The sequence below is a fragment of the Streptomyces sp. NPDC033178 genome (assembly GCF_055577685.1).
In genome coordinates, this window is record NZ_JBVIPT010000003.1 from 336,986 (window position 1) to 360,043 (window position 23,058).

General features: G+C 70.0%; 17 protein-coding genes. 9 read left to right on the forward strand and 8 right to left on the reverse strand.

The window, feature by feature from the left end; all coding sequences use genetic code 11:
* Window positions 1–266 precede the first annotated feature (266 nt).
* The 4 genes from ACZ5VQ_RS08825 to ACZ5VQ_RS08840 all read right to left on the reverse strand — a co-directional run bounded on the left by ACZ5VQ_RS08825 (window position 267) and on the right by ACZ5VQ_RS08840 (window position 6,531).
* Window positions 267–1,139: a sulfotransferase family protein gene (locus tag ACZ5VQ_RS08825; protein ID WP_469104284.1), complete on the reverse strand. Its 873-nt coding sequence runs from the start codon at window positions 1,137–1,139 to the stop codon at window positions 267–269.
* Window positions 1,140–1,290: 151 nt separating this feature from the next.
* A complete protein-coding gene (locus ACZ5VQ_RS08830; protein WP_469104285.1) occupies window positions 1,291–4,344 on the reverse strand; it encodes an alpha-mannosidase in 3,054 nt (1,017 codons plus the stop codon).
* A gap of 29 nt (window positions 4,345–4,373) precedes the next feature.
* Window positions 4,374–5,711: a 6-phospho-beta-glucosidase gene (locus ACZ5VQ_RS08835; protein WP_469104286.1), complete on the reverse strand. Its 1,338-nt coding sequence runs from the start codon at window positions 5,709–5,711 to the stop codon at window positions 4,374–4,376.
* Between the two features lie 70 nt (window positions 5,712–5,781).
* Window positions 5,782–6,531 (reverse strand): DeoR/GlpR family DNA-binding transcription regulator, encoded by a 750-nt coding sequence (locus ACZ5VQ_RS08840; protein ID WP_055614767.1) that lies wholly within the window; start codon window positions 6,529–6,531, stop codon window positions 5,782–5,784.
* Between the two features lie 148 nt (window positions 6,532–6,679).
* Between ACZ5VQ_RS08840 and ACZ5VQ_RS08845 the strand changes: the two genes are divergently transcribed.
* From ACZ5VQ_RS08845 to ACZ5VQ_RS08880, 8 genes are all read left to right on the forward strand, one after another.
* Window positions 6,680–7,735 (forward strand): carbohydrate kinase family protein, encoded by a 1,056-nt coding sequence (locus tag ACZ5VQ_RS08845; RefSeq protein WP_469104287.1) that lies wholly within the window; start codon window positions 6,680–6,682, stop codon window positions 7,733–7,735.
* A gap of 37 nt (window positions 7,736–7,772) precedes the next feature.
* Window positions 7,773–9,059: an extracellular solute-binding protein gene (locus ACZ5VQ_RS08850; RefSeq protein WP_469104288.1), complete on the forward strand. Its 1,287-nt coding sequence runs from the start codon at window positions 7,773–7,775 to the stop codon at window positions 9,057–9,059.
* A complete protein-coding gene (locus tag ACZ5VQ_RS08855) occupies window positions 9,059–10,021 on the forward strand; it encodes a carbohydrate ABC transporter permease (protein WP_469104289.1) in 963 nt (320 codons plus the stop codon). The genes ACZ5VQ_RS08850 and ACZ5VQ_RS08855 overlap by 1 nt, the downstream gene beginning before the upstream one ends.
* Before the next feature lie 14 nt (window positions 10,022–10,035).
* Window positions 10,036–10,932, forward strand: coding sequence for a carbohydrate ABC transporter permease (locus ACZ5VQ_RS08860; RefSeq protein WP_362081049.1), 897 nt, complete (start codon window positions 10,036–10,038; stop codon window positions 10,930–10,932).
* Window positions 10,932–13,847 (forward strand): glycoside hydrolase family 2 TIM barrel-domain containing protein, encoded by a 2,916-nt coding sequence (locus ACZ5VQ_RS08865; protein ID WP_469104290.1) that lies wholly within the window; start codon window positions 10,932–10,934, stop codon window positions 13,845–13,847. Before ACZ5VQ_RS08860 ends, ACZ5VQ_RS08865 begins: the two co-directional genes overlap by 1 nt.
* Window positions 13,848–13,970: 123 nt before the next feature.
* Window positions 13,971–15,821 (forward strand): LamG-like jellyroll fold domain-containing protein, encoded by a 1,851-nt coding sequence (locus ACZ5VQ_RS08870; protein ID WP_469104291.1) that lies wholly within the window; start codon window positions 13,971–13,973, stop codon window positions 15,819–15,821.
* 30 nt (window positions 15,822–15,851) lie between these two features.
* Entirely contained in the window at window positions 15,852–17,522 is a 1,671-nt protein-coding gene (locus tag ACZ5VQ_RS08875; RefSeq protein ID WP_469104292.1) for a PHP domain-containing protein, read from the forward strand.
* A 118-nt stretch (window positions 17,523–17,640) separates the two neighbouring features.
* Window positions 17,641–18,465 (forward strand): PaaX family transcriptional regulator, encoded by an 825-nt coding sequence (locus ACZ5VQ_RS08880; RefSeq protein ID WP_469104293.1) that lies wholly within the window; start codon window positions 17,641–17,643, stop codon window positions 18,463–18,465.
* A gap of 67 nt (window positions 18,466–18,532) precedes the next feature.
* Here the strand turns inward: ACZ5VQ_RS08880 and ACZ5VQ_RS08885 are convergent, their stop codons facing one another.
* The 4 genes from ACZ5VQ_RS08885 to ACZ5VQ_RS08900 form a co-directional block, all read right to left on the reverse strand.
* The gene (locus ACZ5VQ_RS08885; protein WP_359711807.1) at window positions 18,533–18,988 is read right to left on the reverse strand and encodes a MaoC family dehydratase; all 456 of its coding nucleotides are present in this window, start codon (window positions 18,986–18,988) and stop codon (window positions 18,533–18,535) included.
* 18 nt (window positions 18,989–19,006) lie between these two features.
* Entirely contained in the window at window positions 19,007–20,512 is a 1,506-nt protein-coding gene (menE, locus tag ACZ5VQ_RS08890) for an o-succinylbenzoate--CoA ligase (protein WP_469104294.1), read from the reverse strand.
* Between the two features lie 64 nt (window positions 20,513–20,576).
* On the reverse strand, window positions 20,577–21,452 hold the full coding sequence (locus ACZ5VQ_RS08895) for an amidohydrolase family protein (protein WP_325176327.1): 876 nt from the start codon (window positions 21,450–21,452) through the stop codon (window positions 20,577–20,579).
* 12 nt (window positions 21,453–21,464) lie between these two features.
* Window positions 21,465–22,382, reverse strand: a complete 918-nt coding sequence (locus ACZ5VQ_RS08900; RefSeq protein WP_469104295.1) for an SDR family oxidoreductase — start codon at window positions 22,380–22,382, stop codon at window positions 21,465–21,467.
* Between the two features lie 242 nt (window positions 22,383–22,624).
* Between ACZ5VQ_RS08900 and ACZ5VQ_RS08905 the strand changes: the two genes are divergently transcribed.
* Window positions 22,625–23,053 (forward strand): MarR family winged helix-turn-helix transcriptional regulator, encoded by a 429-nt coding sequence (locus ACZ5VQ_RS08905; protein WP_469104296.1) that lies wholly within the window; start codon window positions 22,625–22,627, stop codon window positions 23,051–23,053.
* Window positions 23,054–23,058: the final 5 nt, after the last annotated feature.

The window sequence follows — 23,058 nt, forward strand, 5'->3', positions numbered from 1 at the left end:
CTCACCCGCAGCCGGTCCCGGACAGCCACTCCGGCCGGACCGGGCACCACGAAGGACGCCGCCAACTCCCGCAGCTTGCCCACCCGTTCACCCCCACCAGCCGAAGATCCCGTCACGGCACTCAACGAGCACCACCCGCAAAGATCACCCATTCGACCCAAGAACTCCCGTTCTCCAGTCATGGCGGGCTTCACCGGCTGACGCCCGCGCAAGGGGCCCGAGAAGTCCCCACAGGGTCCCCAGGCGGCTCTCAAGTGGGTGCCCGGTCAGTCGACCGAGTACCCCCACGCCTTCGCCAACTCGGCCAGGCGCGGCGGCAGTTCGGCCGCGGGGTCGGCCGGGCGGGCCTGCTGGATGCGGCCCGACCTGATCGTGTGGCTCCAGTCGCCGAGCTGCGGGCGGAAGTCGCCGTGGTCCTTCGCGCCGTAGTCGAGCATCGCGCTCTCCCAGGGCACACCGAGGTACTCGCACACCCCGCGGGTGGTCCGCTCCGGGTGGGCGGTGAGGTCCTCGTACGTCATCACGTGGGCGTCGAGGGTTTGGCGGGCCTCGTCCAGTTTCTCGCTGTAGTCGAGGACCTCGGCGCGGATCTGTTCGTGGTCCGGGTCGGTGCGGCGGTCGGTGAGCGAGGCGACGACCGCGCCGGGGTGGCGGAGCAGCACGATGTAGCGGGCGTTGGGCCAACATCGGTGCAGGCGCGGCCACATGAGGGTGTTCGGCGGGGTCTTGTCGACGATGATCTCCTTGCCGCTGCGGGCGAGTTCCAGGTGCAGCACCCGGTCCCACAGCACGTGCTCCAGCTCGTCCTTGTCGAGTTCGAGCGCCTTCATGGCCTCGGCGGTGAAGTCGCGCGACAGGTTGATGTGCAGGGTGCGCAGATGCATCTCGTGCGGGGCGCGGATCCTGCTGTGGCTGTTCAGCAGGACCCTCAGCAGGGTCGAGCCCGAGCGCACGGAGGAGAGGACGAAGACCGGCGAGTCCACCAGCCGCGGGGCGGGCGGAGCGGTGTACGAGTCCCCGTCGGTCCTGGGCGTGGGCATGGCGTCGAGGTTCCGGCGCGGCGGGCTCACCGCCTGGGCCATCAGCCTTCCCCTGCGCCTCAGCCCCTTGCCGATCGCGGACATTCGCGGGTCTCGCACGGTGACACCTTTCTCTCGCACTGCCCCACATCAGAGGGGCGACGGGCGAACTCCAGGTGTCGTGCAGGGAACGGGCACTGGTCACGGCGGGCGATGGACCCGCCGTGACCAGGCGTCTTACCGCTTCCTTAATTCTTCATGGGAAGCGTGGTCACTTGTTCCCCACAGCCAGGCGCAGCGTCTGGATCTCGAAGGGCCGCAGGGTGACGGACACACTGTCGCCGTCCGTGTCCGCGCTGGTCAGCGGGCGTTCCAGGAGATCGGTGAGCTGGGCCCCGACGAGCGGGAAGCTCGTGCGCAGGGTGCCCTGTGCCCGGCCGCCGAGGGACTCGTAGACGCGTACGACGACATCGCCCGAGGCGTCGTCGGCGAGCTTGACCGACTCGATGGTCACGCCCCCGCCGCCGTCCACGGACACCACCGGCTCGGGGGTGCCCGCCGAGTCCGCCACCCGCAGCGGGAGGTTGAGCGCGTAGCCCTCGGCGACCGCGTCCTCGATGGTCGCGCCGGGCAGCAGCGCGTACGTGAAGCGGTGCCTGCCCTGGTCGGCCTCCGGGTCCGGGATGCGCGGGGCGCGGACCAGGCTGAGGTGGACCGTGGTGGTCGTGCCTCCGTCCTCGCGGACCGTGCGGGTGACGTCGTGGCCGTAGGTGGAGTCGTTGATGACCGCGACGCCGTAGCCCGGTTCGCCGATGTGCACCCATCGATGGCCGGAGACCTCGAAGCGGGCCGACTCCCAGCTGGTGTTGGTGTGCGTGGGCCGCTGGATGTGGCCGAACGCGATCTCGGCGGACGAGTGGGCCGCCCGGACGTCCACCGGGAAGCCCGCCTTGAGGAACTTCTCGGCCTCGTGCCAGTCGATGTCCGTCTCGAAGTCGATACGGGGGCTGCCGGCGCGCAGGCTGATCGTCTGGGTGATGCGCGAGCCCTTGCCGAAGGAGCGCTCCACGCGGATCGCGCCCAGCAGCGGGTCCTCCTCGACCACGGTCAACGACTCCGCGTCCAGCAGGTCCGTGTAGCGGTTCTTGTAGTGCTTGTCGACGTCCCACGCGTCCCAGTAGTTCGGGAGGTCCGTGTGCAGCCGGAGCAGGTTGCCCGTGTCGGCGAGGACCTCACGGCCGCCGGCGCGCAGATCGCGTACGGAGGCCAGGGTGCCGTCTTCGGCCACCTCGACGCGGACCAGGCCGTTGTCGAGGACGCGGCCGGCGACCGTCACCGGCTCGGGTGCGTCGCCGGTGCCGAGGGGCGCGCTGCCGTTCGCCGGGACGACCGTGTGGGCCAGGGAGCCGTCGGCGGTCCGTACGACCTCCCGGCGCTCGACCGGGCTCGTGTTGAAGACGCGGGTGCCGCCCGTGCCGAGTGCGGTGACCGCCTCGGCGGTCAGCTCCTCGACCTCGACCGCGACGCGCGCGTACTCGGCCTCCGCCTCGCGGTGCACCCAGGCGATCGAGGAGCCCGGCAGGATGTCGTGGAACTGGTGGAGCAGGACCGTCTTCCAGAGCCGGTCGAGCTTCTCGTGCGGGTAGGCGTAGCCGGGAGCGTGCAGCGCGGCCGTGGTGGCCCACAGCTCGGCCTCGCGGAGCCTGTGTTCGCTCCTGCGGTTGCCCTGCTTGGTGCGGGCCTGCGAGGTGTAGGTGGCGCGGTGCAGCTCCAGGTAGAGCTCGCCGACCCAGACCGGGGCGTCCGGGTACTCCTCGCGGGCCTTGGCGAAGAAGTCGTCCGGGTGCTCGACGACGACCTTCGGCGAACCCTCCAGGTCGGCGAGCCTGCGCGCCCGTTCCATGATCTCGCGGGTGGGGCCGCCGCCGCCGTCGCCCCAGCCGAAGGGGGCCAGCGAGCGGGTGGCGGCGCCCTTCTCCTGGTAGTTGCGGGTGGCGCGGGCCATCTCCTCGCCGCTGAAGCGGGCGTTGTAGGTGTCGACGGGCGGGAAGTGCGTGAAGATCCGCGTGCCGTCGATGCCCTCCCACCAGAAGGTGTGGTGCGGGAACTTGTTGGTCTGGTTCCAGGAGATCTTCTGGGTGAGGAACCACTCGTTGCCGGCCAGCTTGGCGAGCTGCGGGTAGGCCGCGGTGTAGCCGAAGGAGTCCGGCAGCCAGACGCCCTTGGTCTCGACGCCGAAGTGCTCGATGAAGAACCGCTTGCCGTGGATGAGCTGGCGGGCGACGGCCTCGCCGCCGGGCAGGTTGCCGTCGGCCTCGACCCACATGCCGCCGACCGGCGCCCACTGGCCCTTCTTGACGGACTCCTGGATGCGGGCCCAGACCTTCGGGTAGTTGTCGCGCACCCACTCGTACTGCTGGGCCTGCGAGCAGGCGAAGATGAAGTCGTCGTACTCGTCGGCGAGCGAGGTGACGTTCGAGAAGGTGCGGGACGTCTTGCGCTTGGTCTCGCGGATCGGCCAGAGCCAGGCGGAGTCGATGTGCGCGTGGCCGACGCCGGAGACGATGTGGGCGCTGGCGTTGGCGGGCTTGGACAGCGCGGGCTTCAGCGCGGCCCGTACGTCCGCCGCCGTGCCGGAGACGTCGTCGAGGTCCAGCAGGTCCAGGGCCCGGTCCAGGGTGTGCATGATCTCGTGCCGGCGCGGGTCGTGCTCGCCCAGCTCCAGCATCAGTTCGCGCAGCACCTGGACGTCGAGGTCGAGGTGCCAGACCTCCTCGTCGAGGATGGCGATGTCGGCGCGCTGGAAGGTGTAGATCGGCTTGTCGCCCGCGGTGAGCTTGTCGCCCATGGGCGTGATCTTGGAGAAGTTGTCGGCGAGGATGTCCGGGTTGGAGGCCGCCTCGACCAGGTAGTCGATCCGCTCGCCGCCGACGGCGGGGTTGGCGATCGCCACGTACTGGTTGAGCGGGTTGACCGCCTTCAGCGGGGTGCCGTCCGTGAGGTGGACGAGCGCCTCGGCCTGGTTGCCCGGCCAGTCGCCGATGAAGCCGAGGTCGATGACAGCCTCGACGCGCTTGCCCGCCCACTCGGCGGGAACCTGTCCGCGCATCCGGAACCAGGTGGTGCCCCAGGGCGGTCCCCAGGGGGTGTCCATCGCGAAGGGCTCGTACGAGGCGACCGCGGCCTCCTCGAAGGGGACGGGCTCGCCCGGAGCCTGCCAGGCCTCGACCTCGAAGGGTACGGAGGCGGCGTAGATCGCGGTCTTGATGCGCTGGTCGTGTACGCGCTGGACGCGCTCTTCGATCCGGCGGCGTTCGTCGTGCATCTCAAGTCTCCAGGTAGCGGGGAAAGCGCTTACTCAAGGTACGCCAACCCAGGATGGGCTCCGGTGTATCCGTCGACCAGCCTGCGGGCGACGTTCACGGAGTCGACGAGCGGGTGCAGGGCGAAGGCCTTCACGGCCGTCGTGCGGGAACGCGACTCGGCGGCGGCGAGCACCTCGCGCTCCACCGCCTTCACCGCGCACACCAGGCCGGTCGCGTGGTCCGGGAGCGGGGCGACGGCGACCGGGTGGGCGCCGTTGGCGTCGACCAGGCAGGGCACCTCGATGACGGCGTCCGCGTCGAGCACCGAGAGGGTGCCTTGGTTCCGGACGTTGAGGATCAGCGTGGTGCGCTCGTCGCGGGCGATGGCCCGCATCAGGGCGAGCGCCACCTTCTCGTAGCCGCCGGAGAGGTCGTCGGCGTCGCGCTCGCCGGCGCCGGCCGTCTCCCGGTTCTCCGACATGTACGTGGCCTCGCGCTCGGCCCGCGTACGGTCCCAGGCGGTCAGCGCGGAGGCGTCGGGCCGCTTCATCTCCTCGTAGAAGTGCTCCTGCTGGTCGCGGAGGAACGCACCGCGGGTCTTCTCGGCCTCGCTGTAGGCGCGGACCGCTTCCCGGTTGAAGTAGTAGTAGTGCAGGTACTCGTTCGGGATCGCGCCGAGCGACTGGAGCCACTCGGTGCCGAAGAGCTTGCCCTCCTCGAAGGAGCCGAGGAGGTCCGGGTCGGCGAGCAGCCGCGGGAGTTCGTCGCGTCCGGCGACGTGCAGGCCGCGGACCCAGCCGAGGTGGTTGAGGCCGACGTAGTCGATCCAGGCCTCGCGCGGGTTGGCGCCGAGCACGCGGGCGATCCGGCGGCCGAGGCCGACCGGTGAGTCGCAGATGCCGATCACGCGGTCGCCGAGGTGGCGGGACATGGCCTCGGTGACCAGGCCCGCCGGGTTGGTGAAGTTGATGAGCCAGGCGTCGGGCGCGAGCCGGGCCACGCGCTGTGCGATGTCGACGGCGACGGGCACCGTGCGCAGTCCGTACGCGATGCCGCCGGCGCCGACCGTCTCCTGGCCGAGGACGCCCTGGTCGAGGGCGACGCGCTCGTCGGCCGCGCGTCCTTCGAGGCCGCCGACGCGGATCGCGGAGAAGATGAAGTCGGCGCCGCGCAGCGCTTCGTCGAGATCGGTGGTGGCGGTCACGGCCGGTGCGTCGGGGACGTCCGCGGCCTGCTCGGCGAGGACGCGGGCGACGGCGGAGAGCCGTCCCGCGTCCAGGTCGTGCAGCACGACGTCGGTGACGCGGCCCTCACCGCGGTCCCCGAGGAGCGCCCCGTACACGAGCGGCACCCGGAACCCGCCGCCGCCCAGAATCGTCAGCTTCACGCAACTGCCCTTTCGATGTTCGTCGAGGTCCTTGAGCTCCTCGATGTCCGTGAACCGGCGCGCACGCCGTTCACGTCAGCACCACGCGCACGCCCGCCTCCTCCAGGGCCGACCGCGTTCCGGCGTCCGCCGGTCCGTTGGTCACCACCACGTCCAGTTCCTCGGGCCCGCAGACCTTGGCCATGCCCGTCCCCGGGAACTTGGCGCGGTCGGCGAGCAGCACGACCCGCTCGGCCGCCTTGATCATGGCCCGCTTGACCGGCACCTCGACGACCGTCGTGTCCATCACCTGCCCGCCGGGCCGCACTCCACTGGTGCCGAGGAAGAGCCAGTCCGCGTGCAGCTGACGCAGGTTGTCCTCGGTGAGGAAGCCGACCAGTGAGCGGTACTCGCGACGGACCATGCCGCCGAGCAGCACCAGTTCGATGCCCTCGTCGTCCACCAGCTCCTCGTAGACCACGAGGTTGCTGGTGATCACGGTGATCCGGCGGCCGTGCAGCTGCCGGGCCAGCCGGTACGCGGTGGTGCCGATGTCGAGCAGGACCGACTGGCCGTCCTCGACCATCGCGGCGGCGCGTTCGGCTATGGCGTCCTTCTCGGCCACGCGCACCTCGGCGACCTCGGCGAAGGGCTGGTCGCCCTCCTCGGCGACCGCCCCGCCGTGCACGCGGGTGAGCAGGCCCTCCTCCTCCAGTTTGAGCAGGTCACGCCGGACTGTGGCGGGGCTCACACCCAGCTGCTCCGAGAGGTCGGTGACGGCTGCGGGGCCCCCGTTTCGCAGGGCCCGCAGGATGAGTTGATGTCGTCGCTCTGCCAGCACGCGCTGAACAGTACTCGTCATTCGCAATCATTTCTATGCTCAGTTCTGCTCGACTCTTGCCAAATCAGCCAGAGGCGCGCACGATCCTGTCCACCGAAACACGATCCCGTGCATCGAAAGTGAAGAGTTTTGACGAGAGGATGCGCTCGTGGGTGACGAACGGCCCGACGCGCGGCCCGATGTGCTGCTGACCGGGCTGCTCTTCTACGACCTCGTCCTGACCGGTCTGGGCAAGCCGCCGACCCCCGGCGAGGAGATCTGGACCGACGGGATGGGCACGAGCCCGGGCGGGATCGCGAACCTGGCCGTGGCCGCGGCCCGCTACGGCCTGAGGACGTCCCTGGCCACGGTGTTCGGCGACGACTACTACGGCGCCCACTGCCGTGAGGTCCTCGCCGACCAGGAGCACATCGACCTCTCGCTCTCCCGGACCGCGGACGGCTGGCACACCCCGGTCACCGTCTCGATCGCGTACGGACACGACCGTGCCCTGGTCACCCACGGCCAGGAACCCCCGTACTCGCAGGACGCGTTGATGGGTGACCCGCCCGCCGCGCGCACGGCCCTCGTGCACATCGAGGCCGAACCCCGCGAGTGGCTCGCCAAGGCGGCGGCGAACGGTACGAAGATCTTCGCGGACGTCGGCTGGGATCCCACCCAGCAGTGGTCCTCGGCCCTCCTCGACCAGCTCGCCCTCTGCCACGCCTTCGTCCCGAACGACACCGAGGCGATGGCGTACACCCGCACCGACACCGCCGCCGACGCGCTCTCCAAGCTCTCCGAGCTGGTGCCGGTGGCCGTGGTCACGCACGGCGGCGACGGCGCGATCGCCGTCGACCAGACCACGGGCGAGTACGCCGACGTACCCGCCCTCGCCACCGAGGTGCTGGACGCGACGGGTGCCGGAGACGTCTTCGGCGCGAGTTTCGTCGCGGCCTCCCTCGGCGACTGGCCCCTCGAAGAGCGGCTGCGCTTCGCGGTGCTGGCCGCCGGACTGTCCGTACAGCGGCACGGCGGGGCTCTCGCCGCACCCGGCTGGTACGGCGTCCACGAGTGGTGGCAGTCGGTCAAGAACACCGAGAACGCCGAGCTGCGGCGTGCGTACGGCTTCCTGGCCGACCGCATGCCCGCGGACCCCGGCCCGCCGGTCCCCCACGCCCCGGTGACCCCACCCGCCCCCCACGGCATTCCCGATCTCCCCTGATGCGAAGACCGAACACATCCGAAAGGCGGTGGGAGCTGTGCGGCTCTCACGAAGGGGCCTGCTCCGCGCGGGTCTGGCCGGTACGGCCGCCACGGCGCTCGGCGGCCTGGCAACCGGCTGCGCCGTACCGACCGGCTCGACCGGCCGGAACATGGTCCTGTGGTACTGGAGCGGCGGGCTGAGCGACACCGTCGTCAAGAAGGCCAAGGCCCGCTACGACTCGTCGGTCGACCTGGACGCGATCCAGATCGGCGGCTACTACCGCTCCAAGCTGATCACCACGATGACCGGCCAGGCCCACATCCCCGACATCGCGGGGCTCAAGGGCGAGGACATGGCGTCCTATCTGCCGAACGCCGACCAGTTCGTCGATCTGCGGACCCTTGGCGCCGAGAAGCTCAAGAGCCAGTACCTGGACTGGAAGTGGCAGCAGGCGGTCGCACCGGACGGCAGCCTCATCGGCTTCCCCATCGACGTGGGCCCGGTCGTGCATTACTACCAGCCGGCGGTCTACGAGAAGGCCGGACTGGCGTACGAACCGGACGACGTGTCCTCGGAGATGAACACCTGGGACAAGTTCTTCGCGGCCGGTGAGCAGCTCAAGAAGCGCATCCCCGGCACGTACATCCTGACCGACGTCGGCAGCGTCTTCGAGATGTCGATCGGCCAGGGGACCACCCGATACGTGGACCGGGACAAGCACTTCATCGGTGACGGCCGGCACGTACGCGACTGCTGGGACCGTGCGGTGGAGGCCAAGCGGCGCGGGATCGTCTCCGACCTCGTGACAGGCACCCCCGACTCCATCTCGGCCACCGAGAAGGGCCGGCTGCCCAGCCAGCTGAACGCCTCCTGGGCGGCCGGCGACCTCAAGCTGCAGTACCCGAAGACCAAGGGCAGATGGCGGGTCGCGAACTGTCCGGGCGGCCCGTCGAACGTCGGCGGCTCGTTCCTGGCGATCACCAAGGCGTGCCGCGAACCCGAGAAGGCCTTCGAGATCATCACCTGGCTGCTCAACGCGGACAACCAGGCCCAGGGCTTCGTCGACGCCGGACTCTTCCCGTCGACCCCCGCCTCGTACGACATGAAGAAGCTGCGCGAGCCCGACCCGTTCTTCGGCGACCAGATCACGATGGACGTCTACGGGCCGGCCGCGGAGAAGATCCCGGTCGCCTTCAACAGCCCGTTCGACGTGGCGCTCGGGCAGCCGATCAAGGACGAGATCAAGAACGTCGGCGTCCTCGGCAAGGACCCCAAGAAGGCCTGGAGGGACGCCATGAGCAAGTGCCGGCGCATCGCGGACCACCTGGGGGTGAGTCACTGATGGCTACCGTGCCCCTGGTCGAGAAGCCCCCGGCGCCCGCCGTGGAGCCCCCCACCCCCAACCCCAAGAAGGGCATCCTGAGTTACTGGCGGCTGTACGCCGCGATCTCCCCCTTCTATCTGCTGTTCCTGGCCTTCGGTCTGATCCCGGTCGGCTTCTCGCTGTATCTGTCGTTCCACCGCTGGGACGGTCTGGGCTCGATGGAGTACGCCGGGCTGTCGCAGTACAAGTACCTGCTGACGGACACCGACTTCTGGAGTTCGATCGGCAACACGATCATCATCTGGGCGCTGGCCACCTTCCCCATGATCTTCCTGGCGATGGTGACGGCCGTGATGCTCAACTCGGCGGTCCGCTTCAAGAAGATCTACCGCTTCGCCTACTTCCTGCCGAACGTCACCTCGGTCGTGGCCGTCGCGATCATCTTCGGCTCGGTCTTCTCCACCAACTTCGGCCTGGTGAACGCGCTTCTCCAGGCGGTCGGTCTCGACCAGGTGGCCTGGCTGAACACCCCCTGGGGCATCAAGGTCGCCATCGCGACCCTGATGACCTGGCAGTGGACCGGCTACAACGCGATCATCTTCCTCGCCGGACTCCAGACGATCCCCGGCGAGCTGTACGAGGCCGCGCGCGTGGACGGGGCAGGGCCCGTCCAGACCTTCTTCCGGATCACACTGCCGATGATGCGGCCCGTGCTGCTCTTCGTCCTCGTCATCTCGACGGTCACCGGACTGCAGAGCTTCTCCGAACCCCAGGTGCTGCTGCAGACCACGGCCAACGAGTCGACGTTCTCCGGCGGTCCCGACCACGCCGGCCGGACGATGGTCCTCTACTTCTTCCAGCAGACCTTCGACAACAACGACTTCGGCTACGGCGCCGCCGTGGCCTGGGGCATCTTCCTCGTCGTCGTCATCTTCTCGATCATCAACTGGCGCTTGGTGCAGCGCCGGGGCGAAGACTAGGGAGGCCCGTCACCATGACAATCACCGATGTCAAGCCCACCGAGTCCGAGCCCGGCAAGGCCAGGCACGGCAAGAACAGGCGCATCGACGGCACCCGGCGCAGGGGCATCGCCCTCCACGCCTCGCTGATCCTCGGCGTGCTGCTCTCCGCGTTCCCGTTCTACTGGGCCGTGATCATGTCGACGCACTCGTCGACCGAGATCTTCTCCTACCCGCCGAAGCTGCTGCCCGGATCGCACCTCGGCGACAACCTCAGCAAGCTCTTCGACAGCATCGACTTCTTCGGATCGATGTTCAACTCGCTGCTCGTCGCCACCACGGTGACGGTCCTCGTGCTCTTCTTCGACTCGCTGGCCGCGTTCGTCTTCGCGAAGTTCAGCTTCCCGGGCCGGGGGGTGCTGTTCGCCATGATGATGATGATCTTCATGGTGCCGGCCCAGCTGCAGGCCATCCCGCAGTTCGTGATCATGGCGAAGCTCGGCTGGATCGGCTCGATGACCTCGCTGGTCGTGCCGGCGGCCGCGAACGCGTTCGGTATCTTCTGGATGCGGCAGTACATGAAGAGCGCGATCCACGACGAGCTGCTCGACGCCTCCAAGCTCGACGGGGCGAGCTTCATGCGCCAGTACTGGCACGTGGCCCTGCCGGTCGTCCGGCCCGGTCTCGCCTTCCTCGGCATCTTCACGTTCATGGGCCAGTGGAACGACTACGCCTGGCCGTTGATCGCCCTCACCAACCCGGACAACGTGACCCTCCAGGTCGCGCTGTCCCAGCTCAACGGTGTCCACGGCACCACGGACTACGGGATGGTCATGACGGGTGCAGTACTGGCCCTCATCCCGCTGCTGATCGTCTTCGCGATCGGCGCCAAGCAGATCATCGCGGATCTCGGCAAGGGAGCCATTCGCTGATGCGACGCGATCACCTGATCGCCCTGCGCCCCTGGGAGGCACCCGAGGTGACCTCCTGGGGGCGGCTGGCCATGAACGCCGTGGACCGGCGCTCCGGTGCGCTGTCCCTGGACGGCTCCTGGCACTTCCAGCTGCTGCCCTCGCCCATGGGCTGCTCGGGCGAGTGGACCCGGACCGAGGTGCCGGGCACCTGGACCACCCAGAGCGGCGACGACCTGCCGCAGTACACCAACGCACAGATGCCGTGGGGCGAGTTCCCGCCCGCCTCGCCCGCCGCCAACCCGACGGGCATATACGAGCGTTCCGTCGACATCCCCGCCGAGTGGGCAGGACGCCGGATCGTGCTCCAGGTCGGCGCGGCCGAGAGCGTGCTCCTGGTCCATGTGAACGGCAAGCCGGTCGGCATCTCCAAGGACTCCCACCTCGCGGCCGAGTTCGACCTCTCCGACGTCGTACGCCCCGGGGACCCGGCGACCGTACGGTTCACCGTCGTCAAGTGGTCCGACGCCTCGCACATCGAGGACCAGGACCAGTGGTGGCACGCCGGGATCACCCGCTCGGTGCTGCTGTACGCGACCGACCCGCTGTATCTCGCGGACGTGACCGTGCGGGCCCGGCGGGACGGGCGGCTCCGGGTCGACTGCCAGGTGCGCGACGCGGCGGGACCACTGCCCCAGGGGTGGTACGTCACCGGGGCGCTGGAGGGCCAACTCCTCGCCCAGGACACCGAGTTCGACCGTTTCAACGCCGAGGACATGCGAGTGTCCGACTTCTTCGGTGAGGCCCGGCTGCGGGGCACCGTCGAGAACGTGTGGCCGTGGACCGCCGAGACACCCGAGCTGTACGACCTGACGGTGCGCCTGCACCGGGCCGACGGCTCGGTCGCCGACACCTCGCACCACCGGGTCGGGTTCCGGGACGTCGAGATCCGCGGCCGGGACCTGCTGGTCAACAGCGAGCGCGTCTACATCCGGGGTGTGAACCGGCACGACTTCCACCCGCTGACCGGTCGCACGGTCACCGCGGACGACATGCGCGCGGACCTGGTCGTCATGAAGCGCTTCGGCTTCAACGCGATCCGCACCGCCCACTACCCGAACGACCCGACGCTGTACGACCTCGCGGACGAGCTGGGTTTCTACGTCGTGGACGAGGCGAACATCGAGTCGCACGACCACGCCCACGAGATCGCCGACGACCCCCGCTATCTGCCCGCCTTCGTGGACCGGGTCTCGCGCATGGTGCTGCGCGACAAGAACCATCCGTCGGTCATCATCTGGTCGCTCGGCAACGAGTCCGACTACGGCGCCAACCACGACGCGGCGGCGGGCTGGGTCCGGCGCCACGACCCGACCCGGCCGATCCAGTACGAGGGCGCGGCCAAGCTCGACTGGGCGGACCTCACGGTCGCCTCCGACATCGCCTGCCCGATGTACGCGCCGATCGAGGACTGCGTCGCGCACGCCCGGTCAGGGAAGCAGACCAAGCCGGTCATCCAGTGCGAGTACTCGCACGCCATGGGCAACAGCAACGGCACGCTCGCCGACACCTGGGCCGCCATCGAGTCCACCCCAGGTCTTCAGGGCGGCTTCATCTGGGAGTTCTGGGACCACGGCATTCTCCAGCGTGTGAACGACGGAAGACCTGTCGGGCGTGGGGGCGCCGGGCTGTACGAGCACGGAGTCGCCGCGCCCGGCCATCGCTGGGCCTACGGCGGCGACTTCGGCGAGACCATCCACGACGGGGCGTTCATCGCCGACGGCGTGGTGTTCCCGGACCGCACGCCCAAGCCCGTCATGTACGAGCACCGGGAGATCGCGGCGCCGGTCCGCCTCACCCACGACCAGGGCGTGCTCCTGGTCCACAACCGGCAGCACTTCCGGGACCTGGAATGGCTGGCAGCCGAGTGGCGCCTGGTCCTCGCGGACGGCACCACGGTGACGGCACCGGCCGAGCTGCCCGACGTACTGCCGGGCGAGTCCGCGGCGGTGCCGCTGCCGTTCCCCGTGCCGGAGGGCGAGTCCTGGCTGACCCTGCGGGTCATCACCGCCGACGACGAGGCCTGGGCGCCGCTCGGCACCGAGGTGTGTCTGCCGCAGGTCCGGCTGGGCGCGGCGGTCACCGACGCGGCGCCGGAGCCGGCGTCCGGCCCGGCCGTCACGCTGGACGCGGACGCGCTGCTGGTCCATCCGCTGCTGACCGCCGCGCCCGTGCTCTCGCTGTGGCGGGCGCCCACCGACAACGACGAGCTGGGCGGCATGGCGGCCCGCTGGCACGACTGGGGGCTCGACGAGCTCGTACGCAAGGTCGTGGACGTGCGCGAGGAGGGTTCCCGGGTCGTCGTGGTCGCCGAGTACGCGACCGGCGCCGGGCCCGTCCGCCACGAGCAGGTGTTCACCCCGGTCACCGGCGGCCTCCGGGTCGAGGAGTCGGCCGAACTGCCGGAGGGCCTCGACGACGTGGCCCGCGTCGGCACGGTCTTCGAGACGGTCCCCGGGCTCGATGTCCTGGACTGGTACGGGCAGGGCCCCTGGGAGTCCTACCCGGACCGGAGCACGGGCGCGCCCGTGGGGCACCACTCGCTCCCGGTGGACGAGTTGTTCACCCCCTATCTGCGGCCCCAGGAGAGCGGCGGCCGGCACGGTGTGCGGCGGTTCACGCTGTCGGCGCCGGACGCCACGGGGCTGTCCGTGGAGCTCGGGGCGCCGGGGCAGGTCTCCGTGAACCGGTACCGGGCCGAGGATCTGGCCGCCGCATCGCACCACGACGAGCTGGTGCCGCGGCCCGGCTGTGTCGTGCACCTCGACGCCGCGCACCGGGGGCTCGGCACGGCGTCGTGCGGGCCCGACACCTCGGCCGAGTACCTCGTCGCGCCGGGCACCCACCGCTGGGCCTGGACGCTGCGCGTGCTCTGATCCCTGCCGCCGGCCCCTCCCGACCGCCGCCCCCCCTCCCGACGGCCGCCCTCTCCCGGTCGCCACCCCCTCCCGAGTCACCACCCCCCTCTCCCGAGCAGTCCCCCTTCTCACGGAGCAGACGTGTGTACTTCGCATGAGCACGACCCGGCCGAGGCCTGCCCGCAAGCCGGCGCCGGACGACGGAACTTCCTGCGGGCGACCGCGCTGATCGGCGCGGCAACGGCGGCGGTCTCGCTGCCGGCGGCCACCGCTCAGGCGGCACCCTCTTCGGGCACCCGCTGGAGACCCGACCCCGACAGCCGCCGCTTCACGCTCGCCGTGATGCCCGACACGCAGTACCTCTTCGACGGGCCGAGCATCAACCCCGCCCCGATCGAGGCGTCTTTGCGGTACGTCCTGGAGCACGGGAAGGACGAGAACATCGTCTTCCTCTCGCATCTGGGCGACCTCACGGAGAACGGCGCACAGCCCGAAGTCGCCGCGGTGAGCAAGGCGTTCGAGCTGCTCGACCGGCAGGGCGTGGGCTACAGCGTCCTGGCGGGCAACCACGACGTGAAGTCCTCCACCGACGACCAGCGGGGCCCGACCCCGTATCTGGACGCCTTCGGCCCCAAGCGCTTCAAGGGCAGGCCGACCTTCGGCGGGGCCTCGCCGGACGGCTACAACACCTTCCACCTCTTCAAGGCGGCCGGCCGGCAGTGGCTCGTCCTCGCGCTGGACTGGCGGCTGTCGGCGAAGGGCTACGAGTGGGCCAAGGACGTCATCGCCCAGCACCCGAGGACTCCGGTCATCCTCACCACCCATGAACTGGTCTACGAGGACGACACCCTCTCCACCTACGGACAGCAGCTCTGGGACCGGCTGGTCAAGGAGCACGACCAGATCTTCCTCACCCTCAACGGGCACTACTGGCCGGCCGCCCGGACCGTGCGCAGGAACGCCGCCGGGAACGACGTACACCTTCACCTGACGAACTATCAGAACCGTTACTACGGCGGCGCGGCGATGATCCGGCTGTACCGCTTCGACCTCGACCGCGACACCATCGACGTCGAGACGATCTCCCCGTGGATCCTGGGCCGGGCGGCCAAGGGGCTCAACGAGCTGGAGCGCCAGGAGATCGAACTGTCCGGCCCCGCGGACCGGTTCTCGGTGGCCGTCGACTTCGAGAAGCGCTTCTCCGGCTTCGCCCCGGTGCCGCCGCGGGCGCCCCGGCCCGCCTCCCGGATGCTGGTGCGGGGCACGCTCGCCTACTGGCGGTTCGACGGCCACGCGGAGGGTGCGGCCGTGGACGGCACGGTCCGCGACCTCTCAGGACGCGGCAACGACCTGACCGTGGTGAAGGTCGGCGACGGCTCCCTCACCTGGTCGTCGGCACACCACCCCGACCAGCCGGGGCACGGCAGCCTGTCCTTCGACGGCGACAAGTCGCCGCTGCGGGGCGCCTACCTGCGGACCGTGGACAACGCCCCACTCAACTCGGCCACTTTCCGCGGCGGTTACACCGTCGAGGCCTTCTACCAGCTGCCCGCCGCCTGGGACCCGTCCCGCAACGCCTGGTCCGGGCTGGTCAGCCGCACCGGTACGGGCGGGGCTGCGGGCAAGAAGGAGGGCGACCCGGACGAGCCGCTCGCCACGCTGTCCCTGTCGGACGGACCCGGCCCGCAGTGGGCGGTGCGGCCGCTCAACCAGGAGGGCATCGCCACCAACTGGGGCGACGAGACGGCCCGGGAACAGTGGTGGCACGTCGCCGTCGTCAACGACGGCTCGCACACCACGCTGTACGTCCAGGGGTGCCCCGTGGCCCGCAATCCCACCGCGCGCTCCGTGGGGCTGACCTCGGTCGGCCTGCCCTGGCTCCTCGGCGGCTACGAGTACGCCGGGAAGATCGACCAGATCCTGCACGGACGGCTCGGTGACGTGCGGATCGTCGAACGCGCCCTGCCCGTCACGTCGTTCATGAACCACTGATCCATCGAACTCCGAGGGACTCACCAGACCATGACCGAGCAGCAGCTGCCCGCCTGGGCAGATCCGTCCGTCTCCCCCGCCGCCCTCGACGCGCAGGGCGTGTCCAGACGTCAACTCATGCGCCGCGCGGGCCTGTTCGGCGCCGCCTTCGCCGCCGGGTCGCTGGCGACGCCCGCCATGGCGAGCGCCAAGGGCTTCGGCGGCAACGACCCGCGTCTCGCCTACCTCGTCGGCGACCACCATGTGCACTCCGTCTACAGCCACGACGCCAAGTACACCTTCGACCAGATCGCGCGGGCCGGAGCCGAGTACGGCCTCGACTGGATGGTGTTCAACGAGCACTCCAACTTCGGGCACGCCAAGTACGGCGCGCAGTTGGAGCACAAGGAGATCCTCAAGGCCCGTGCGGCGAACCCGCGTCAGCTGATCTTCCAGGGCCTGGAGTGGTACATCCCCGGCGCCGAACACTGCACGATCTTCGCGGCGCCCGGCCGCCACGAGGTCGACCTGCTCACGAAGTTCGAGCTGGCCTACGACGGCAAGCTGCTCGGCTACACGGCGGGCGCCCCCACCCACCCCGACACCCCGCGCAACGAGGCACACGCCGTCAAGGCCATCAAGTGGCTGGCCGCGCAACGCCGTTCGGGCTACGTGGACGACGTACTGGTCTTCGCCAACCACCCCTCGCGCCTGGGCATCGACTCCCCGCACGAGATGCGGAACTGGCGGGACGCGGCCCCTGAGATCATGATCGGCATGGAGGGCGCTCCCGGTGCGCAGGGCGGTGCCATCCCCGGCTGGCGCGGTCCGACCTCGATACGCGGCGAGTACGAGAACAAGCCCTCGGCGGACTCCTGGCCGGGCTATCCGACGGACGCGTACGTCACCTACGGCGGCTTCGACTGGATGACGGCGACCGTCGGCGGCATGTGGGACGCCATGCTCTCCGAGGGCAGGCTGTTCACGATCACCACCAACTCCGATGTGCACCGGGTGGTGTTCGACACCTGGAAGAACGGCGACTGGCCGCCGGGGCAGAACTTCGACAACACGGGACGGCTGCCCGACCCGGTCAACACCACCGAGCCGCAGCCCGGCGGCGACTTCTGGCCCGGCCAGTTCAGCCGCACCCACGTCGGCGTGTCCCGCCACGGCTACCGCGCGGTGATGGCGGGCCTGCGCGCGGGCCGGGTCTGGCTCGACCACGGGCACCTGCTCGACGGCCTCGACGTACGGCTGAAGCGGGACTGCGACCACGGCCGGGGCGTCACGCTCGGCAGCCGGCTGCGCGTCCGCAAGGGCGAGAAGCTCACCCTGAACGTGACCGTGACGACGGCCTCGCGGCCCAACCCGCACGACATCCTGCCCGAGCTCGCCCACGTGGACGTCATCCGCGGCGCGGTGCGCGGTCCGGCGGCCGACCGGGACAACTGGCGGGCGCCCGCGACAAAGGTCGTGCACACGGCGGACGTGTCAGGCCGCAAGGGCACGTACACCCTGCGCATCCCGCTGACCGCCGGGGACGAGTCCTTCTACGTGCGGCTGCGCGGCAGCGACGGCAACCGGCACGGCGCCGGGTACCTGGGCGCGTCGGTCGACCCGCACGGGCCGATCCCGCACGCGCCCGGCGACGGTGATCCGTGGCTCGACACGTGGTTCTACTCCAACCCCGTGTTCGTGGAGGTCGCCGGTCACCGGTGAGACGGGTACGGCGGCTGACGGCCCTGAGGCTACCGGTCCTGAAGTGACCAGTCCTGGGGCAGCCGGTGCTCCCGTAACTACCTGGTCACGAGCTGATCGACGGGCGTACCGTGGGCCGGTGACCACTGACGAGGCGCTGCGGCCCCAGTCCCTCATGCTGTCGTTCCTGGGCGACCAGGTGCTCGGCCGTGACGTCTGCGTGTACTCGGGGAGCGTCATCGACGTCTTCGGGCGCGCGGGCGTCGGCGAGCACGCGACCCGCTCGACGCTGACGCGCATGGTGGGCCGCGATCTGCTCAGGCGGCAGCGCGAGGGACGCCGTATGTACTTCGGGCTGACCGAGCGCTCGGAGTCCGTGCTGCGGGACGGCGAGCAGCGGATCTGGGAGGAGGGGGCCGTCAACCGGCAGTGGGACGGCTCCTGGACGCTGCTCGGCTTCTCCCTGCCGGAGTCCTGGCAGCGTCAACGGCACGATCTGCGCGCGCAGTTGACCTGGAGCGGCTTCGGCCCACTGTTCGGCGGGCTGTGGATCGCACCCGGCGAGGCCGACGTCTCCGCGCTCGTCACCGAGCTCGGCCTGTCCGCCCATGTGAAGATCTTCCGGGCCCACGCGGACGCGGGCATGGACATCGGCGCCATGATCGAGGAGACCTGGGCGCTGGACGAACTGGCCACGCGCTACGAGGCGTTCGCGCATCGCTGGCAACGCTGGGAGACGACGGAGCCCGCCGCCGACGAGGCGCTCGCCCTGCGGCTGCGCCTGTCGACGGAGTGGCTGCAGGTCGTCCGCCGGGACCCGCGTCTGCCGGTCAAACACCTGCCGGACGACTGGCCCGCCGAACAGGCCGAGAAGACGTTCCGCACGGTGTACGCCCGACTGACTCCCCTCGCACGGGAGGCGGCGGATCGGCTTCTCGACCTGGTGCCGGTTCGCGCCCCATAGGGGCGCGGGGAACTGCGCGTCCAGCCACGACGAACCCGCAGACACAATGGCGCTCACAGCGGAGCGCTCACGCGTAGAAGCGGGACAGGCTCTGGAGCACGGCCGCGGGCTTGGGCGCGCCCTCGATCTCGATCGTGCCGTCCACCGTGATCTGCACACCCCCCGGTACGTCCTCGACGTCCGCCAGCTTTCCGACCAGGCGGATGCGGGAGCCGACCTTCACCGGTGAGGGGAAACGCACCTTGTTGAGGCCGTAGTTGACCTTCGTGGTGACGCCCTGGACGTCCAGCAGCTCGGTGAAGAGCGGGATGAAGAGGGAGAGGGTGAGATAGCCGTGCGCGATGGGCGCGCCGAACGGGCCCTCCTTGGCCTTCTCCTCGTCGACATGGATCCACTGGTGGTCGCCCGTGGCGTCGGCGAACGTGTTGATGCGCTCCTGGGTGACCTCGATCCACTCACTGGTGCCGAGGTCGCTGCCGGCGAGCTTCTTGAGTTCGTCGATGCCGTTCGCGGTGATGCTCATGTGTCGTTCGTTCCTTCGCTAGGAGTTGGTGCCGTACCGCTTGCGGACACGGGACTTGAGGAGCTTGCCGGAGGCGGTCCGCGGCAGTTCGTCCGCGAGCACCACCGACTTGGGGATCTTGTACTTGGCGAGGCGCCCGGCCAGGGACGCGAGGACCTCGTCGGGGTCGAGCTCGACGTCCTCGCGGGGCACGACGACCGCGCGCGGCACCTCGCCCCACTTCTCGTCGGGCACGCCGATGACCGCGCACTCGACGATGTCGGGGTGGGCGAGGAGCTGGTCCTCGATCTCGGCGGGGTAGATGTTCTCGCCGCCGGAGATGATCATGTCCTTGATGCGGTCGACGATGGTGACGTAGCCGTCCTCGTCGATCCGGGCGGCGTCCCCGCTGCGGAACCAGCCGTCATGGAACACGGCCGCGGTCTCGTCGGGCAGCCCCCAGTAGCCGGGCATGACATGTGGCCCTCGTACGACCACTTCCCCGGTCTCGCCGATCTCGGCGGGGGCGAGATCGGGCCGTACGACGCGGACGTCGCTGAAGAAGTGCGGCACGCCCGCCGAACCCGCCTTGGTGACCGCGTGCTCGGCGTCGAGGAAGAGCACGCCGGGCGAGGCCTCGGTCATGCCGTAGCCCTGGAGGAAGGTGAGGCCCCGCTCCTGGTAGGCGGCAATGAGCGGGGTCGGCACGGGTGAGCCGCCGCAGCTGAGCATCCGCAGGGAGGACAGGTCGGCGTCGGCCCAGCGCGGGTGACGGGCCACGTGCTCGAACATGGTGGGCACACCGAACATGAAGGTGATCCGGTGCCGCTCGATCAGGTCGAGGGTGGCCGCCGGGTCGAAGGCCTCGACCAGGACACAGGTGCCGCCCTTGAGGAGGACCGGCAGGGTCAGCATGTTCAGCCCGGCCGTGTGGAACAACGGGGCGGAGACCAGGGCGCGTTCGTCGGTGATCAGGTCCTGGTCGACCAGGACGTTGACCGCGTTCCACGTCAGGTTGCCGTGGGTGAGCATCGCGCCCTTGGGCCGGCCGGTCGTGCCCGAGGTGTACATGATGATGCAGGTGTCGTCGGCGGTGACGGGTTCGTCGATCGCCTCGTCGGAGGCCGCGCCGAGCAACTGGTCGTATTCGGCGCCCACTTCGACGTACGTACGGACGTCGCTGTTGCCCGGCAGTCCCGCGACCAGGCCGGCGAACGACGGCCCGTACACGAGGGCCTTGGCCCCGGAGTCGGTGAGCTGGTAGGCGATCTCGGGCCCGGCGAGGCGGGTGTTGAGCGGGACGAAGACCGCCCCGAGGGTGCCCGCGGCGAACAGTGTCTCCAGGTAGGAGGGGTGGTTCGGGCCGAGGTAGGCGATCCGGTCGCCGCGGCGCACTCCGGAGGCTCGCAGGGCGTGCGCGAGGCGGGTGGTGCGCTCATACAGCCCGGCGTACGTGACCGTCGTGTCGCCGTGGATCAGGGCGGTGCGGTGCGGGGTCTTGCGGGCCCGGCGTGCGGGCCACGACCCCAGTCCCTCATTGCGCATGTCCGTGCCCCTGTCCTTCGTTGCACATGGGGTGCCCCTGTCCTTCGTTGCACATGGCTGCCCGTTATGGCTTCGTCAGCCCGAGCAGCCGGGCCGCGTTCTCCTTGAGGATCTTCGGCCTGACCTCGTCCTTGATGGAGAGCTTCGCGAAGTCGGCCAGCCAGCGGTCCGGAGTGAGGACCGGGTAGTCCGAGCCGAACAGCACCTTGTCCTTGAGCAGCGTGTTCGCGTACTGCACGAGCTGCGGCGGGAAGTACTTCGGCGACCAGCCGGACAGGTCGATGTGGACGCCCGGCTTGTGGGTGGCCACCGCCAGCGCCTCGTCCTGCCAGGGGAACGACGGGTGCGCCAGGATGATCTTGAGGTGCGGGAAGTCGGCGGCGACGTCGTCCACGTGCAGGGGATTCGAGTACTTGAGCCGGATCCCGCCGCCGCCCGGGACGCCCGCTCCGATGCCCGTCTGTCCGGTGTGGAAGAGGGCGATCGTGCCGGTCTCCTCGATCACCTCGTACAGGTCGTACGCGACCGACCTGTCGTTGGGGAAGAAGCCCTGGATGCTGGGGTGGAACTTGAAGCCCTTCACCCCGTACTCCTCGACCAGGCGGCGGGCCCGCTTGACGCCGGCCTTGCCGCGGAAGGGGTCGATGGAGGCGAAGGGGATCAGCACGTCCGGGTTGGCGGCGGCCGCCTCGGCGACCTCCTCGTTCGGGACGGGCTCGGTGCCGGTGGCGGACTCGGCGTCGACCGTGAAGATCACGGCGGCCATCTTCCGCTCACGGTAGTAGGCGGCCGTCTCCTCCAGCGTCGGCTTTCGTTTGCCCTCAACCTTGAAGTAGGCGCTGGAGGCCTCGTGCAGGTCGTCGTCCAGGGAGGAGGTGCCCTTGGAGGAGACCTCGGCGTGGGTGTGGACGTCGATCGCGACGAGTTCCTCGACGTCGATGTTCGTCATGGGTCACGCCTCCGGGAACTTCGGGGCGGGGATGCCGACCGACTGCGGCTCGGCGCCCAGCGAGGCCGGCCAGACGTCGGCGAGGGAGTCGGGGGTCCAGCCACCGTCAGCGTACGCCGCCCTGATCTCCTGGGGGTGGGACCACAGGGCCACCTTGTCGCCGCCGATGCCGATGGCCTGGCCGGTCACCCCGCGGGCTGCCTCGGAGGCCAGGAACGGGACGAGCACGGCACAGTCCTCGGGGGTGCCGAATCCCTCGCCCTTGCGGAGGAAGTCCGGCAGCGGCTCGCCGCCGCGCATGGCCTCGATGTAGGGCGCGAAGGCGGGGATGGTCTCGGTCATCGCGGTCGCGGCGACCGGCACGATCGCGTTGACGGTGATGCCCGCGCGGCCCAGCTCCATCGACCACGTACGGGCCATGGCGGCGATGCCTGCCTTGGCGGCGGCGTAGTTCGTCTGGCCGAAGTTGCCGCGCTGTCCGGCCGGGGAGCCGACCAGGATCAGCGTGCCGCCCTCGCCCTGCTCGCGCATGCGTACGGCGGCGGCGCGGGCGCAGGTGAAGGTGCCCTTGAGGTGGGTGGTGATCACCGCGTCGAAGTCCTCGTCGGTCATCTTCCACAGGACCTTGTCCCGGAGGATGCCCGCGTTCGTGACCAGGATGTCGAGGCGGCCGAACTCCTCCACCGCGCGGCCCACCAGGCGGTCCGCGGCCTCGGTGGTGCCGACCGGGACCACCTCGGCCACGGCGGTGCCGCCCGCCTCGGTGATCGCTTTGACGGCCTGCTCGGCGACGTCGTCGTCCACGTCGTTGACGACCACGGAGGCGCCCGCGGCGGCCAGGGCGTGCGCATAGGCCAGGCCGAGGCCACGGCCGGAGCCGGTGACGACGGCGACCTTGCCGGTGAGATCGATGCTGGGCACGACGGTCCCTTCGAGAAACGGATCACCTGCGGAAGGCAGGACGGCTACGAGATCGGAGCAGTACGAGATCGAAGCTAAAGACAATCATTGTTGTCGTCAATAGTTGTTGCCGACTCGTCCGTGCGGCATGCTGTAAGGAACACCTACGCACCGCCCCCGCGGGGGCCCGGCCCAGGGAGCCCGCCATCGCCGGCCAGCAGCACGCCACGCCCCCCGACGCCATCGACTCGCAGGAGCCGTGGATGCGCGGGCTGCACTCGGACACCGGCTATCTCCTGTACCGGCTGGGGCTGCGGTCGGGGCAGCTGTTCAACACGTTCCTCCAGGAATCGGGGCTGCGGCTGCGGCACTACGCGCTGCTGCGGTTCCTGGCCACCTCCGAGGGCGCGCTCCAGCGGGAGCTGAGCTCGCGGCTCGGCTACGACCCAAGCGCGATCGTCGGCCTGGTCGACGACCTGGAGAAGCTCGGCTTCGCCGCGCGCCGCCCCTCCCCCGACGACCGCCGCAGCCGCACCGTGGTGCTCACCGAGGACGGCCGCGCCTTTCTGCGCGACACCGACGAGGCGGGTCTGCGGGTGACGAACGACCTGCTCAAGCCACTCGACCCCGCCGAGCGGGACACCCTGCACACGCTGCTGCAGCGGGTCGCCGAAGCGGAGCTCGACACATGACCGGC

Bases quoted from the DNA above. Each gene is read 5' to 3' on its own strand.
- ACZ5VQ_RS08830 (WP_469104285.1), bottom strand. From the start codon at position 4,344: ATGCACGACGAACGCCGCCGGATCGAAGAGCGCGTCCAGCGCGTACAC.
- ACZ5VQ_RS08855 (WP_469104289.1), top strand. From the start codon at position 9,059: ATGGCTACCGTGCCCCTGGTCGAGAAGCCCCCGGCGCCCGCCGTGGAG.
- ACZ5VQ_RS08860 (WP_362081049.1), top strand. From the start codon at position 10,036: ATGACAATCACCGATGTCAAGCCCACCGAGTCCGAGCCCGGCAAGGCC.
- ACZ5VQ_RS08865 (WP_469104290.1), top strand. From the start codon at position 10,932: ATGCGACGCGATCACCTGATCGCCCTGCGCCCCTGGGAGGCACCCGAG.
- ACZ5VQ_RS08875 (WP_469104292.1), top strand. From the start codon at position 15,852: ATGACCGAGCAGCAGCTGCCCGCCTGGGCAGATCCGTCCGTCTCCCCC.
- ACZ5VQ_RS08885 (WP_359711807.1), bottom strand. From the start codon at position 18,988: ATGAGCATCACCGCGAACGGCATCGACGAACTCAAGAAGCTCGCCGGC.
- menE (WP_469104294.1), bottom strand. From the start codon at position 20,512: ATGCGCAATGAGGGACTGGGGTCGTGGCCCGCACGCCGGGCCCGCAAG.
- ACZ5VQ_RS08905 (WP_469104296.1), top strand. From the start codon at position 22,625: ATGCGCGGGCTGCACTCGGACACCGGCTATCTCCTGTACCGGCTGGGG.